Source organism: Loktanella gaetbuli, from assembly GCF_020531945.1.
In the GTDB taxonomy this organism is placed as follows: Bacteria; Pseudomonadota; Alphaproteobacteria; order Rhodobacterales; family Rhodobacteraceae; genus Loktanella; species Loktanella gaetbuli.
The window spans coordinates 124,835-138,394 of the sequence record NZ_JAJATZ010000004.1; the positions used below are offsets into that span (position 1 = coordinate 124,835).

14 protein-coding genes are annotated in these 13,560 nt (G+C 62.9%); 7 read left to right on the plus strand and 7 right to left on the minus strand.

Annotated features, from left to right (window positions below; translation table 11 throughout):
* Positions 1–59 precede the first annotated feature (59 nt).
* Positions 60–1,262, minus strand: a complete 1,203-nt coding sequence (locus tag LGQ03_RS10035) for a pyridoxal phosphate-dependent aminotransferase (RefSeq protein WP_226748289.1) — start codon at positions 1,260–1,262, stop codon at positions 60–62.
* Between the two features lie 82 nt (positions 1,263–1,344).
* On the opposite strand from LGQ03_RS10035, the gene LGQ03_RS10040 reads away from it, so the two are divergent.
* From LGQ03_RS10040 to LGQ03_RS10050, 3 genes are read left to right on the plus strand one after another with little or no spacing between them, the layout of a single operon-like run.
* Positions 1,345–1,734, plus strand: coding sequence for a helix-turn-helix domain-containing protein (locus LGQ03_RS10040; protein WP_090159070.1), 390 nt, complete (start codon positions 1,345–1,347; stop codon positions 1,732–1,734).
* On the plus strand, positions 1,731–2,009 hold the full coding sequence (locus LGQ03_RS10045) for a succinate dehydrogenase assembly factor 2 (RefSeq protein ID WP_090159069.1): 279 nt from the start codon (positions 1,731–1,733) through the stop codon (positions 2,007–2,009). Before LGQ03_RS10040 ends, LGQ03_RS10045 begins: the two co-directional genes overlap by 4 nt.
* 56 nt (positions 2,010–2,065) lie before the next feature.
* Positions 2,066–2,587 carry a MarR family winged helix-turn-helix transcriptional regulator gene (locus LGQ03_RS10050; protein WP_090159068.1) on the plus strand — a complete coding sequence of 174 codons (522 nt, stop codon included), beginning with the start codon at positions 2,066–2,068 and terminating at the stop codon, positions 2,585–2,587.
* On the opposite strand, the gene LGQ03_RS10055 is transcribed toward LGQ03_RS10050, so the two are convergent.
* Both LGQ03_RS10055 and LGQ03_RS10060 read right to left on the minus strand, forming a co-directional pair.
* Positions 2,581–3,678 (minus strand): N-acetylglucosamine-6-phosphate deacetylase, encoded by a 1,098-nt coding sequence (locus LGQ03_RS10055; RefSeq protein ID WP_226748290.1) that lies wholly within the window; start codon positions 3,676–3,678, stop codon positions 2,581–2,583. The two genes, LGQ03_RS10050 and LGQ03_RS10055, sit on opposite strands and share 7 nt — an antisense overlap.
* Complete coding sequence (locus LGQ03_RS10060; RefSeq protein ID WP_226748291.1) at positions 3,672–4,556, minus strand: ROK family protein; 885 nt, start codon at positions 4,554–4,556, stop codon at positions 3,672–3,674. Before LGQ03_RS10060 ends, LGQ03_RS10055 begins: the two co-directional genes overlap by 7 nt.
* A 285-nt stretch (positions 4,557–4,841) precedes the next feature.
* Between LGQ03_RS10060 and LGQ03_RS10065 the strand changes: the two genes are divergently transcribed.
* The 3 genes from LGQ03_RS10065 to LGQ03_RS10075 are packed head-to-tail and all read left to right on the plus strand — an operon-like array spanning position 4,842 to position 7,451.
* The gene (locus tag LGQ03_RS10065; RefSeq protein WP_090159218.1) at positions 4,842–5,849 is read left to right on the plus strand and encodes an ABC transporter substrate-binding protein; all 1,008 of its coding nucleotides are present in this window, start codon (positions 4,842–4,844) and stop codon (positions 5,847–5,849) included.
* 55 nt (positions 5,850–5,904) lie between these two features.
* Positions 5,905–6,693, plus strand: a complete 789-nt coding sequence (locus LGQ03_RS10070; RefSeq protein ID WP_226748470.1) for an ABC transporter ATP-binding protein — start codon at positions 5,905–5,907, stop codon at positions 6,691–6,693.
* Positions 6,693–7,451, plus strand: coding sequence for an ABC transporter permease (locus LGQ03_RS10075; protein ID WP_056036808.1), 759 nt, complete (start codon positions 6,693–6,695; stop codon positions 7,449–7,451). Before LGQ03_RS10070 ends, LGQ03_RS10075 begins: the two co-directional genes overlap by 1 nt.
* On the opposite strand, the gene speB is transcribed toward LGQ03_RS10075, so the two are convergent.
* The 4 genes from speB to LGQ03_RS10095 form a co-directional block, all read right to left on the minus strand.
* On the minus strand, positions 7,448–8,425 hold the full coding sequence (gene speB / locus LGQ03_RS10080; RefSeq protein ID WP_226748292.1) for an agmatinase: 978 nt from the start codon (positions 8,423–8,425) through the stop codon (positions 7,448–7,450). The genes LGQ03_RS10075 and speB overlap by 4 nt on opposite strands.
* Positions 8,426–8,493: 68 nt before the next feature.
* The gene (locus LGQ03_RS10085; RefSeq protein WP_226748293.1) at positions 8,494–9,759 is read right to left on the minus strand and encodes an O-antigen ligase domain-containing protein; all 1,266 of its coding nucleotides are present in this window, start codon (positions 9,757–9,759) and stop codon (positions 8,494–8,496) included.
* Complete coding sequence (locus LGQ03_RS10090) at positions 9,756–11,189, minus strand: GumC family protein (protein WP_226748294.1); 1,434 nt, start codon at positions 11,187–11,189, stop codon at positions 9,756–9,758. The genes LGQ03_RS10085 and LGQ03_RS10090 overlap by 4 nt, the downstream gene beginning before the upstream one ends.
* 109 nt (positions 11,190–11,298) lie before the next feature.
* On the minus strand, positions 11,299–11,913 hold the full coding sequence (locus LGQ03_RS10095; RefSeq protein WP_226748295.1) for a response regulator transcription factor: 615 nt from the start codon (positions 11,911–11,913) through the stop codon (positions 11,299–11,301).
* A 247-nt stretch (positions 11,914–12,160) separates the two neighbouring features.
* Here LGQ03_RS10095 and LGQ03_RS10100 point away from each other — a divergent pair, with 247 nt between their 5' ends.
* Entirely contained in the window at positions 12,161–13,540 is a 1,380-nt protein-coding gene (locus LGQ03_RS10100; protein WP_226748296.1) for a sugar transferase, read from the plus strand.
* Positions 13,541–13,560 lie beyond the last annotated feature (20 nt).

Consider the following 13,560-nt stretch of genomic DNA (forward strand, 5'->3'; position numbering starts at 1 on the left):
CCTTGGTTCGCGATCAATTAACCACCCGCTGGCCGGATTGGCCAGCCACCCGATCCCTGTCAGGTCAGGCCGTCGCAGAATGTCCTGATCCGGTCACAGGCGGTCTGCAGCGCGGCATCCGATGTCGCGTAGCTGATCCTGAAGTGTGGTGACAGACCAAAGGCCGCGCCAAAGACGACGGCGACCTCGGCCTCGTCCAGCAGGGCGGTCGCGAATGCCTCGTCGCTTTCGATCAAGGTGCCAGCGGCAGTGGTCTTGCCGATGCAGCCCGCGATGGACGGATAGACGTAGAACGCGCCTTCGGGCATCGGGCAGACGATGCCGGGGCAGGCATTCAGCGCGTCGACAACCAGATTGCGGCGTCGGATGAACATGTCATTGTTGGGGGCGATGAAATCATGGGTGCCGTTCAGCGCCTCGACCGCGGCCCACTGGCTGATGGTGCAGGGGTTGGACGTGGACTGCGACTGCACCTTGCGCATGGCAGCGATCAGGGGTTGCGGCCCCGCGGCATAGCCGATCCGCCAGCCGGTCATGGCATAGGCCTTGCTCACGCCATTCATCGTCAGGGTCCGGTCATAGAGTTGCGGTTCGACCTGTGCCGGCGTGCAGAACCGGTAGTCGTCGAACGCCAGATGTTCGTACATGTCATCGGTCAGCACCCAGACGTGGGGATGACGCAGCAACACGTCGGTCAGCGCCTTCAGCTCGTCCCAGCTATAACCTGCGCCTGTCGGATTGCTGGGCGAATTGAACAGGAACCACTTGGTTTGTGGCGTGATCGCCGCCGCCAGCTGGTCGGCCGTGATCTTGTACCCGCGATCCAGCGCACCGGCGACAAACACGGGTTCGCCGCCGCCCAGTTTGACCATGTCGGGGTAGCTGACCCAGTAGGGGGCAGGGATGATGACCTCGTCGCCGGGGTTCAGTGTCGCCATGAAGGCGTTGTAGATCACCTGTTTGCCACCGGACCCGACGCTGACCTGCGCAGGCGTGTAGTCCAGGTCGTTGTCGCGCTTGAATTTGGCGCAGATGGCCTGTTTCAGCTCTGGGATGCCGTCGACGGCGGTGTATTTCGTCTTGCCGGACTGGATGGCGGCGATGCCCGCGGCCTTGATGTGGTCGGGCGTGTCGAAATCGGGTTCGCCCGCCCCCAGACCGATCACGTCGCGCCCCTGCGCGCGCAGTTCTTGCGCGCGGGTGGTCACGGCGATGGTGGGCGAGGGTTTGACGCGGTCGAGCGTCGCAGACAACAGTTTCATGGCCGCTCCGGTGGTATCAGTGTGCTGCGCATGTCATAGGATGTGTGTACCACATCAGGCAAGCAACAAGGATGGCCCCGCGATGCAAGACAACGACTGGTATAGCGATGATGCCGCGACATTCGGCGACCGGCTGACGGCGGCGCGCGATGCCGCAGGTATGAGCGTATCCGACCTGGCCAAGAAGCTGGGCGTCAAGACAGGCACCGTCAGCGCATGGGAAGAGGACCTCAAGGAACCGCGTGCGAACCGCCTGTCGATGATGGCGGGCATGCTGAACGTATCATTGGGCTGGTTGCTGACTGGCGAGGGCGAGGGCGTCGCGGCCCCCGACGACGTGGTCAGCATCGCCCCCGAAATCAGTGAATTGTTGTCGCAGATGCGCGATTTGCGAATGTCGATCGCACGGGATGCGGATAAACTGGCGCGATTGGAAAAACGTTTGCGCCGGGCGCTGGAGGTGCCGCAATGACCGAAGATCTGGACATTACGCGCAAGCGGCTGGCCATGCGTTCGATGCGCCGCGGGATCAAGGAAATGGACCTGATTCTGTCGGCTTTTGCCAAGGCGCGGCTGGCGGAATACGGTGCCGAGGATCTGCGCACCTACGAGGATCTGATGGAAGAAAGCGATTTGGAAATCTATCGCTGGGTTTCCGGCCAGTCCGAGGCACCGGCGAGATTCGCCCCGATGGTCGCCGATATTGCCGTTCTGGCGCAAGGATTGACGCGACCGCGCGGCGATTAACGGAAAATTTCAGAGTTCGGATCATCCTGAGAGCCAGCCGCCCGAGGGATTCCGCGATGACATTGCATGCCAATATACCAAAGGCCGCGGATCAGTGCGATACGCCACCGCTGGTCCGGGTTTTCCTGCAAAGCTATCTGGATACGCTGGTCATGGTCGAACGGCTGCACCGGTTGCTGCTGGACGTGATCAAGGATGAATTCGAACGGCTGGGCATGCAGGATATCAACCCGGTGCAGGCGCTGCTGCTGTTCAACGTCGGCGACAAGGAAGTGACCGCCGGCGAATTGAAATCGCGTGGTTACTACCAGGGATCGAACGTCAGCTATAACCTCAAGAAGCTGGTCGATGGCGGCTATATGCACCACCAGCGGTCCGACATTGACCGTCGGTCAGTGCGGGTGCGGCTGACCGAAAAAGGGCGTGTGGTGCACCGGGCGTTGTCGGATCTGTTTGCCCGACATGCGGGTGATCTGGTGTCGTCTGGTGTTATGGATCAGACGCGGATCGACGAAATCAACGGGTCCCTGCGCCGGATGGAACGCTATTGGACTGAACAAATCCGATACATCTATTGATCGGGCAGGATGATGCGCTGCATGTCCGCGTCCAGTGCCAGCAGGTCGCGCACCGGGGTTTCCAGAACGATTGATCTGGGGCGCAGGCCCATAACGGTGCGCGGAATGTCGGTTGCCATGCGAATGGCCTGTGCGACGGATACGCCGGCGTGGTGGTGAATGTTGGCACAAGCGGTCACCATGTCCAGATGTGCGCCGGCCAGCGCACCCTCTGCGTTGATCAGGGCCCCGTGATCCACACGGATCGTCCTCCCGTACAGGTCGAATTCATCCGGGCCGCCGACCGTCGCCATCGCGTCCGAGACGAGGAACATGCGATCCGCAACTGGCCGCGCGGCCATGGCGATCCGGATCATGTCCCAGTCCACATGGATACCATCCGCGATCAGGCCGCAATAGGTCTCTGATAGCAGCGCAGCCCCCACGATCCCCGGCGCGCGCGATGTCATCGGTGGCATCGCGTTGAACAGATGGGTGAAACAGGTGATCCCGGCATCCAGTGCGGCGGCCGTCTGTGTCGCTGTCGCATCCGAATGGCCCGCCGACAGGATGGCGCCGGTGGCCGCGACCTGTTCCATCAGCCCGGCATCGCTGCATTCGGGCGCGAGGGTCAGCATGACCGGAATGTCATGGGCGCGCAGCTGCGCGATCAGGTCAACCGTGCGTGCGTCCAGCGGACGGATGGCGTCAGGGTCGTGGGTGCCGCGCCGCGCCAGCGCGATATGCGGTCCTTCGATATGCAGGCCCAGCAGGCCGGGCATGGTTCGGGCGGCGATCACGGCTTGGGCCGCGGTCTCGGTCACATCGGGGTGGTCTGTGATGACCGTGGCCATGACCTCTGCCGTGCCGCGGGTCTGATGCGCGGCGACGATCCGTTCCAGCCCGTCGACTGTGGGATCATTGTTGAACAATACGCCACCGCCGCCGTTCACCTGCAAATCGGTGCAACCGGGCATCAGCACTGCGACGCGCAGGTCCGGCGTTGCCCTGGCTAAGGGGGCGATATGCGTGACCAGACCGCCTGCCAGCGTGACACCCATCCCGGTCATGCCGCGACCGGATTCCCACAACAGGTCAGGGGCGATCAGCATCGTGTGGCCGCAAGCAGGGCCGCGCCGCGCGCACCGGAGCTGTCGCCATGTTGCGCTGCGCGGATTGCGGGGGCACGGGTTTGGCCCAGTCGGTGCATGTCCAGTGCCGCAGGCAAACGGGCGATCAGATCGGCGCGCCGGCTCAGCCCGCCACCGATGACGATGACGTCAGGGTCGATCAGGTTTTGCAACGTGGCCAGCGCCTCGCCGGTCAGGTCCACCCAGATGTCGAGCGTTGCAGGGTCTGTCACCTGCTCTGCAGGTATGGTCTGCCCTGTGACATGGGACGCCAACCGGGTCAGACCTGTCCCGGAAATGCAGGTTTCCCAGCATCCCGCGCGCCCGCAGCCACAGGCCCAAAGAGGCAATCCGTGGCGCGCCAAGGCGCGGGCAGGTACGCCGACATGGCCGATTTCCACAGCCAACCCGGCTGCGCGTGATGGAAATGCTCCGTTCAGGCACAGCCCCGCCCCGACGCCCGTACCCAGCACCAGCCCCAGCACGCAGCGTCCGTTCTGACCGGCCCCACCGTGGGTTTCCGAATAGGCAAATGCCATGCTGTCGACGACAACAGGCAGACTGCGGCCATAGTGCGCAGTCAGCGCGGCCCCCAGATCCTGCCCCGACAGTGGCACGTTTGCCGCCCAGACCGCGCCGGTCTGTGGGTCGATCACGCCGGGCACGCAAACGCCAACGGCCAGATCGGGATCGTCTGCCTGATCTCGTAGCCAGTCGATTTGTGCAATCAATCCCGCGAATAGTGCATCAAAATCATCCAGCGGTGTCGGCACGCGACGCAAATCGCACGTCTGCAGTGCCGTATCATCGAACAGGCGCGCCTCGATCTTGGTGCCGCCCAGATCAATCCCACCGATCATGGATGGATCTTGTTGTCGGGCGCTGGCTGTCGATCCGGGTGCGGCATGCGGTATAAATCCTGTTATTCGGGGCAAGATCGCCGAGCGCGCCGCGCAATTCAAGCGGCACCGCCGCAGGATGGTTTGTAAAAACGTGAATCGTTCAGCAGCGTGGGCCAACAGGTGATTAGTTTTCAGGCAGGCCAGATGTGCCAGATGTCCGACATGACCGATGCCAAGATTGGACTCGCGCGATGTCATTCACGTCGCTAGCGTCACCGGGATATCATCAGAATGGGACAAAACATGACGCTTCATACCTCGATGCTTGCTGCTGCTGCGGCTCTGATTGCGGCCCCCGCGATCGCGCAGACCGAAATGCCGTTCTCGCTGGACTGGAAATTCGAAGGCCCGGCAGCGCCCTATTTTCATGCACTTGATGCTGGATATTTCACCGATCAGGGGTTGGAAGTCACGATCAGCGAAGGCGCGGGCTCACTGGATGCGATCCCCAAGGTCGCGACAGGGGCCTTTCCCATCGGATTCGCTGACATCAATTCGTTGATGCGATTCCTTGACCAGAACCCCGGCGCGCCTGTGACTGCCGTGATGATGGTTTATGACAAACCACCCTTTGCCGTGGTCGGGCGCAAGTCGCTGGGCGTCGAAGCCCCGGCTGACCTCGCAGGCAAGGTTCTGGGCGCACCGCCGCCCGATGGGGCCTGGGCGCAGTTCCCGATCTTTGCTGCGGAAACCGGTTTGGATATCGACAGCATCACTGTCGAACCTGTCGGTTTCCCGACCCGAGAGCCGATGTTGGCCGAAGGCGAAGTGGCTGCGATCACTGGGTTCTCGTTTTCGTCCGTGCTGAACCTGAAACGTCTGGGCGTAGAGGCAGACGATATCTCGACGCTGCTGATGGCTGACTACGGTGTCGATCTCTATGGCAATGCGATCATCGTGAATACTGATTTTGCCGCCGCCAATCCGGATGCCGTGACGGGTTTCCTGACCGCCGTTGCGATGGGCTGGAAGGACGCCATCGCAACGCCTGACGCAGCGATTGCGGCGCTGATCGAACGCAACCCGGCCGCCGATGCCGCACTGGAAACCGAGCGTCTGCAAATGTCGATCGATGCGAATGTGTTGACCGACTACGTGGCCGAAAACGGCATGGGCGGGATCGACGATGCGCGGATGGCCAGCGCGATCGAACAGACCAAAAGTGTCTATGAGTTCGTGAATGAACCTGACGCAGCTCTCTATTTCGATCCAAGCTACCTGCCGCCCGCTGACGCGCGTATGCTGAACTGAACCATCACGGGCCGCCCATCGGGCGGCCCGATTTCAGAGCAAGGGGGGGCAAACCATCGAAAATCTGATCGAGATCAAGGGCGTAAAACACGCCTATACCACCGCCAGCGGGCCATTGCCCGTGTTGGACGGTCTGGATGTGTCGGTGCCGACGGGCACCTTTGCTGCTGTGGTCGGACCGTCTGGTTGCGGCAAATCCACGTTGACGCGGCTGGTGGCCGGTCTGATGAAGCCCGACGAGGGCGAGGTTTATCTGCATGGCGAACGGGTCAAGGGCCCGCGCAAGACGGTCGGTATGGCGTTTCAGAACCCGGTGCTGCTGGAATGGCGCTCGATCATGGACAATGTGATCCTGCCGCTGGAAATCGTCGCCCCGCGCATGTCACGTGCCGACCGTGAGGCGCGCGCGATGGAACTGCTGGACATGGTCGGCCTGACCGGGTTCGAGAACAAGCGCCCCTCTGAATTATCGGGCGGAATGCGGCAGCGCGCGTCGCTCTGCCGGTCGCTGGTCCACAAACCCGAAGTGCTGATCATGGATGAACCCTTCGGCGCACTGGACGCATTCACGCGGGAAGACTTGTGGCAAACCATGCGTGATCTGCGCCGCGCCGAACCGTTCACTACCGTGCTGATCACCCATGACCTGCGCGAAAGCGTGTTTCTGGGCGATCAGGTGATTGTGCTGTCAGGCCGCCCTGCGCGCACGCAATACGTCATGGACGTCGATCTGCCAGAGGACCGCACGCTGGACGTCCTCTACACGCCCAAGGTGGCGGACATGCTGCATATCCTGCGCGACCAGATCAAGATCGCCCAGGGGCGCGACGGGGGGGCGCACTGATGCTGTACAAAATCGCTGTTCCGGTTGCCTCGATCCTGATTTTTCTGGGGTTTTGGGAATTCCTGGTCTGGGTCAACGGCTGGCCAAACTACAAGATGGCGTCACCGTCAGACCTGCCGCCCGCGTTCTGGCAGTACAAGGAATTGTTCCTGATCATGGGCTGGCAAACGCTGTGGCGAACCGTTGTCGGGCTGTTTTTGGCCGTGGTGTTCGGCACGTTGCTGGGCATGATCATCGGGTTCTCGCGCATCGCGCGGGATGCGCTTTATCCGCTGCTGGTCGGGTTCAACGCGGTGCCCAAGGCGACGCTGGTGCCTGTCATCGCGCTACTGTTCATCGGTCAACACGATTTCAACACGGTGCTGATGGCCTTCATGATCTCGTTCTTTCCGATCGCGGTGTCGGTCGGCATCGGTCTGTCGACGCTGGAACCGGAATACCGGGACATCCTGCGGGCGCTGGGCGCGTCGAAATTCACGATTTTCCGCAAGATCGCCCTGCCGAAAACGCTGCCGGAATTTTTTGGCGCGCTCAAGGTGGCGGCGACGCTGGCGTTCATCGGCACCAACCTTGTGGAAATCGTCAGCCCGCACGGGCGGGGTCTGGGCGCGCTTTTCAAATCGGGCGAGACGAACGGGAATTACCCGTTGATGTTTGCCGTTCTGATCGCGCTCGCGGTGTTGGGGATCGTGCTGTATTACGCGGTCGTTTTTCTGGAAAAGATATTCGCAGGCTGGGCCGAACGCGCGCAAAGCTAGAACGCGATATCGGATGTGGCACCCTGTCCGGTCCGTGAAACGCCGGGCAGGGCGCACAACATTTCAAACAGCAGGCCCGCGCCCGCCACGGCGGTGTTGCCGGGCATGTCGTAGGGCGGCGACACCTCGACCAGATCGCAGCCGACCAGATTGAGACCAGCGCAGCCGCGCACGATTTCCATGCCTTGCTGGATTGTCAGACCACCGATTTCCGCGGTGCCCGTGCCAGGGGCAAATGCGGGGTCCAGACTGTCGATATCAAAGGTCAGATAGACCGGGGCATCGCCGATCCGGTCGCGGATTTGCGCCATCAACGGGATCAGTGATCTGTGCCAGCAGGCCTCGGCCGGGATGACGGACCAGCCACGCGCGCGGCCCCAGTCGAAATCGGCGGGGGCATAGCCGGTGCCGCGCAATCCGATCTGGAACACCTTGTCGTCGATCAGCAGACCTTCCTCGTGGGCGCGGCGGAACGGGCAGCCGTGGGCCACCGTTTCGCCAAACATATCCGCGTTAGTGTCGGCATGGGCATCGACGTGGATCAGCGCGACAGGACCGTGTTTTTCGGCAATCGCCCGCAGAATGGGCCAGGTGATCGTATGATCCCCGCCCAGTGTCAGCGGGATCACGTCGTGGGCCAGCACCGCGCGGTAGTGATCGGCAATGATCCCGACCGATTTTTTCAGATCGAATGTGTTGATGGGCACGTCGCCAAGGTCCGCCACCTGCAAGCTGTCAAAGGGCGCGGCCCCGGTCGCCATGTTGTAGGGGCGCAGCATCCTGCTTTCGTCGCGGATCTGGCGCGGACCCAACCGCGTGCCGGGCCGGTTTGACGTGCCGATATCCAGCGGTACGCCAATGAAACAGGCATCCAGCCCGGCGGCGCTGTTCTGTGCGGGCAGCCGCATCATGGTCGCGGGGCCACCGAAACGGGGCATGGTATTGCCGCCCAGCGGCTGGTTGAGATCGGTCATGACGTTATCCTGTGGTGCATCCCCGGATACCTTGGGGCAGGGGCGGGTCCGTGACAACGCCCCGTTGATCACAAGGCAGGGGCGCTGCGCACCTCGCGCGCGTGGATGCCCAAGAGCATCAGGCCCGGCCACAGCAGATAGGCCTCGATTTCGACGTTTTCACCAAAGGACAGCAGCGTCAGCGTCATCATGAAGCCCATTGGCAGCCGTCCGCGCGGCCCCAGCGTGGCGTCCTTCATCGCGATGGCCAACTGCCAGACAAAGGGCACCAGCAGCGCCAGCAGGCCGACCACGCCCTTGACGAACAACAGCCCGTACCAGGTGTGGTGGCTGCCGATGGGCATGTATTCCACCGCGTGCGATCCAGGGGCCACGCGCCCGTGGCCGAACCAGACCGCATCATTTTTCCAGCGTTCCCATGCGATCCGCTGCAGGGTTTCGCGGACCCGCGTGCTGTCGGCGCGCGCGCCCTTGAACGTCGCCACCGCATCAAGGGCCGCCGCCGCCATCGTCGCACCCAGCATCGCCATCGAGGCGGTCAGACCGGCGACCACCTGCCAGGCCCAGCCACGCAACAGCAACGGCATCATGCGGGGTCCGATCGTGCAGGCCACCAGCCCCACCAACCCCATGCGCGATTTCGACGCGAGGATCATCAGCATGCCCGCGGCGATCCCGATGCGCCGCCAGCGTGTGTTGTCCTCTTCCATCGCGAACAGGACCATCATCAGGCCCAGCATCGCGGCAAAGGGCGACCAGGGGGCATAGAATTGCCAGCGTGGCGTCCAGCTGGATGGGTCCCAGGTAAAGAAATAGACCGAGAAATATTCCGGCCCTGGTCCGCCGACGGCCTTGAGCGGTGAGGTGAAAATCTTTTCCGGCAATCCGATATGTGGTGCGGCCAGCAGGATGGGGGCCAGGATCAATGTGCCCAGCCCGATGACGCATTGCCCCCGGATCAGCACGCTGCGCCGGATCGGCAGGACGGCACCCGCCAGCGGAAACAGCGCCATCAAGGCCCAGCCCTTGGCCCAGCCGATGCTGGATTTGATCGTCTGCTTCAGGCCCATGTCCCAGTTCAGGTGACCGACCCAGAGCGCGATCAGCATCACCGCCATGCCGATGATCCACATCCAGACCACCGGCGGGATCGGCCCTGCCGCGCGCATGTCGTCCCGGATGGCATCCCCCAGGAACAGCACCAGCACGGCCAACCCGCCCAGCATCCAGGCCAGAACGGGTCCCACCACGTAGAGCGCGCCGATGAAATAAAGCGGCCAAGTGTAAACCAGCGTCTTGTAGATGAACCGCTCGACCGGGTTCAGGTCGGTCATGCGGGACGCTCCGGTTTGGTCAGCAGGCGGCTGATCAGTGCCAGACGGACCCAGCCCATCATCAGGCCGAACAGCATCATCATTGTCGCGGCCCCGCCTGCGGCATAGGCCAGCTTGCGGTTGGGGGATGAAGGTCTGTCCGCAAGCGACGGGTTTTCCAGCACCTGCACCAGCGGATAGGACGCGTAAACGTCCGATTTGCTGGATTGCGCCCGCGCGATGGCCGAGGCAAAGACAGCCTCTGCCACCGAAAAATCACGTTCGAGGTCCTGAAGTTGTGCGGCGGCCGCAGCCTTGGCGGCCAGATCGCGCTGACCTGCGGCGTACTGCGCACGCAGCGCCTCGAGCTGTTCGCGCGCGCCGCGGCTGTCTGCCTGCATCTGGACCAGTTGCGCCAGCAGGTCGGCCCGCACGCCCTGCGGTGCGAGGTCGAGGCCGGCCAGTGTTGCATCATCCAGACCCGTGACCTGTCGCGCGAGGGCCTGTGCCGTGCTGCGTGCAGTATCGTGGCCCTGTCGGGCCGTGACGACCTGCGGATGGCGCGGTCCGAATTGCGATTGCGCCTCTGCCAGCTGGGCTGCAAAGCGCGCAGCCTCGTCCAGCAAGGACAGATAGGCACCGTCGGCAAAGAGCTTGAGCGTGCGGGCCGCTGCCTCGGCACTGACGCCCAGTTGTGCCGAGAGGCTGGCTGTCGCGGCCTCTTTTTCGGCGAGGGTTGCCGTCTGGGCGCGCAGTTCGGTTTCCAAGGCAAGGTGCCGGTCCATCAGCACGTCGTATTGTTCGACCGACAACAATCCGCTGCTGTCCTGGAGGGTGCTGATGGCGGCCCGGGTCTGCGCGACCGAATCGCGATAGTCGGCGATGGCCTGCAACCCGCTGTCCTCGCGGGTTGCAACCTCGTCGGCGCGCAGGGCGTCCAATTCGGTGAAAAACGCATCCAGGATCGCCTCGCCGCGCGCCTTGGCCTCGACGGGGCTGCCGCCTGTCATTTCGAAATGGATCAGGCTGGTCTGGTCGACCAGTGACACGCGCGGGCGGCCCAGATCCGGCATGCTGATGTCCAGTGACCTGGCGGCCGCCGCGAGGATGCGGTCGGCGTTCAGCAGTCGTTTGTAGGTTTCGGTCGGGCTGACCGCGTTGCTGGCAAATGCAGAACTTGCATAAGAGCTGGCCTGACCGATGCCGTTGAGGTTCAGGGATGCGGATGCCCCCGAACCGGGCAGGATCAGCGACGTGCTGGATTTGTAGGTCAGCGGTGCTGTCCGCAGATACCCCGTGATCGGTGCCCAGATCAGTGTGGCCCCCAGGATCGCGAATGCCGCATAGCGGGGCAGGCGGCCCAGATCGGCCAACCCGCCACCCAGCAGGGCACGGCGGATACGCGACCGGCGCGGTGTGGCAGCAGGGGGCAGGGTGGGGGCAATCAACATCGGCAATCTCCTTTGCCGCTGTTTACCTATTTGCCAATTAACCGTCGCGTGGGCGTATGGTTAATCGTCCGGTCCATCCGTCCGTCGCACTATCCGTCAGGATAGGTCTTTAGAAGAGCCCCGCCTCGCGGGCGATCATCGCAGCCTGCGTGCGGTTTGCGGCCCCGACCTTGCGGTATAGCGTTTTGACATGCAGCTTTACGGTCGGTTCGGTAATGTCGAGGTCGCGGGCGATTTCCTTGTTGGATTTGCCTTCGGTCAAGCCCTTGAGAACCTGCAATTCCCGCGCCGTCAGCTTCTCTGCCAGCGGGTTGCATTGGGTTTCCTCGACCGCCGTCATGAAATCGATGGGGGCGTATTGTTCGCCCATCGCCATGAATTTCACAGCGTTGACCAGCGATTTGGCGGGGAGGGATTTCGGCACGAAACCGGCTGCACCCGACTCGAGCGCATCCTCTGCGATCTGGCGGGTCGCCTCTCCGGACATCAGCGCGACACGCTGACCATCCCCCATTGCAATCGCCTTTTTCAAACCGTCCAACCCGTTCATGCCGGGCATGTTGTAGTCCAGCAGGATGAGGTCATAAGGCGCGTCCGCAGTGATCCGCGCGCAGGCAGCGTCGAAATCCGCGACGGATTCCGTGTCGATCCCGCCCTGGGCCTGCAAGAACATGACAAGCGTATCCCGCAGCAGGTCGTGATCATCGGCGATCAATACTCTCATAGCGTGTCCTCGTTTCGTTAATGCAGCCTAGACAATCACTGTGACCAATCAAAGGCGCCACGACCCACAATATTGGTTAGGGCGTTAACCAATTAGGATATGTTTACCATTCAATTGGGGGCGACCATGACCCGCTGTAGATGTCGCAGCATCGCATGGGGCGTCCGCCTGTCCGCTCGCTCCGTTGCGAGAAGTGCCTGTTTTCAAGGATCTATGACCCAGATCATTTGAACACAGGACGACCCCGATGAAACATACTGCTGACGATTTTCGCGCCGCCTTGCCCGTCATGCTGCGTCCGACGACTTATCTGCCGACGCTGGACCTGACACTGGCCAACATGACGACACCGCAAGCCGTGGCACAATTGCTGGCCCCGGGACGCCGCCGTGCGTTCTTTGTCAACGCCCACTGCGCCAACGTGATGGAGAGCGACCGCCAGTATGCGGCTGCGCTGCGCTGCGCCGACATGCTGTTGCCCGACGGCGTAGGCGTGTCGCTGGCCGCCCGGATGACAGGACAACGGTTGACCGCAAACCTGAACGGCACCGACCTGATCCCGGCGCTGCTGGTCCAGGCCGCCCGCGAAGGTCGCGGCGTGTTCCTGTTCGGCGGCACGCCCGGAACAGCTGATCTGGCGGCACGCAACCTGATCCGTGCCATTCCACATCTGCGGATCACAGGAACACGTGACGGTTTCGCCGGTGCGCAGGACGATGCCGCGGTCATCGCCGATATCAACGCCAGCGGTGCCGATATCGTGCTGGTCGCGCTGGGTGTGCCTGTGCAGGAAATCTGGTTGCACCGCAATGCGCACCTGTTGAATGCCTCGTTGACATTGGGCGTGGGGGCCGCACTGGATTTCTACGCGGGCAACGTATCGCGCGCGCCGGCCTGGCTGCGCCGTGCCCGGTCCGAATGGATCTGGCGGCTGGCGCAGGAACCACGGCGCCTGGCGAAACGGTATCTGCTTGGCAACGCGACATTTCTGGCCCGCAGCGCCATCCGGGCCGTGCGTCACGCACCACGCGCAGCTGTGTTCCGCCGCACGCTGGACATCACGGTGTCTGCATCCGCACTGGTCGCACTGGCACCGTTGTGCGCGCTGACCGCCATCGCCATCAAGATGGACAGCCGTGGTCCGGTCTTTTTCCGCCAGACGCGGGTTGGCCGGGACGGCGTCCCGTTCCAGATGCTCAAGTTCCGGTCGATGGGGCAGGACGCCGAGGCCCGCCGGGCAGCGCTACTTGCGACCTCTGACCGCGAGGGTGTGTGTTTCAAATCCCGCAACGATCCGCGCGTCACCCGCGTGGGCCGGTTCATCCGGCGGTTTTCCATCGACGAGCTGCCGCAGATCCTGAACGTCCTGCGCGGGGAGATGTCGATCGTCGGTCCGCGTCCTGCCCTGCCATCCGAGGTGGCGGCCTATCCCGCACGTGCCTACGGGCGGCTGGCGGTGAAACCCGGGATCACCGGCCTTTGGCAGGTGTCCGGCCGTGCCGATATCGGGTTCGACCGGATGATCGACATGGATCTGGCCTATGCCGCATCGCGCACCCTGATCCTGGACCTGATCCTGATCGCCATGACCTTCCGCGCCGTCCTGTCCGGCCGCGGCGCCCATTGACCACTGAAACAAGGAGAACC

Coding starts and splice junctions, on each gene's coding strand:
- LGQ03_RS10050 (WP_090159068.1), top strand. CDS start 2,066: ATGACATTGCATGCCAATATACCAAAGGCCGCGGATCAGTGCGATACG.
- LGQ03_RS10075 (WP_056036808.1), top strand. CDS start 6,693: ATGCTGTACAAAATCGCTGTTCCGGTTGCCTCGATCCTGATTTTTCTG.
- LGQ03_RS10060 (WP_226748291.1), bottom strand. CDS start 4,556: ATGATCGGTGGGATTGATCTGGGCGGCACCAAGATCGAGGCGCGCCTG.
- LGQ03_RS10065 (WP_090159218.1), top strand. CDS start 4,842: ATGACGCTTCATACCTCGATGCTTGCTGCTGCTGCGGCTCTGATTGCG.
- LGQ03_RS10055 (WP_226748290.1), bottom strand. CDS start 3,678: ATGCTGATCGCCCCTGACCTGTTGTGGGAATCCGGTCGCGGCATGACC.
- LGQ03_RS10100 (WP_226748296.1), top strand. CDS start 12,161: ATGAAACATACTGCTGACGATTTTCGCGCCGCCTTGCCCGTCATGCTG.
- LGQ03_RS10040 (WP_090159070.1), top strand. CDS start 1,345: ATGCAAGACAACGACTGGTATAGCGATGATGCCGCGACATTCGGCGAC.
- LGQ03_RS10090 (WP_226748294.1), bottom strand. CDS start 11,189: ATGTTGATTGCCCCCACCCTGCCCCCTGCTGCCACACCGCGCCGGTCG.
- LGQ03_RS10035 (WP_226748289.1), bottom strand. CDS start 1,262: ATGAAACTGTTGTCTGCGACGCTCGACCGCGTCAAACCCTCGCCCACC.
- speB (WP_226748292.1), bottom strand. CDS start 8,425: ATGACCGATCTCAACCAGCCGCTGGGCGGCAATACCATGCCCCGTTTC.
- LGQ03_RS10045 (WP_090159069.1), top strand. CDS start 1,731: ATGACCGAAGATCTGGACATTACGCGCAAGCGGCTGGCCATGCGTTCG.
- LGQ03_RS10095 (WP_226748295.1), bottom strand. CDS start 11,913: ATGAGAGTATTGATCGCCGATGATCACGACCTGCTGCGGGATACGCTT.
- LGQ03_RS10085 (WP_226748293.1), bottom strand. CDS start 9,759: ATGACCGACCTGAACCCGGTCGAGCGGTTCATCTACAAGACGCTGGTT.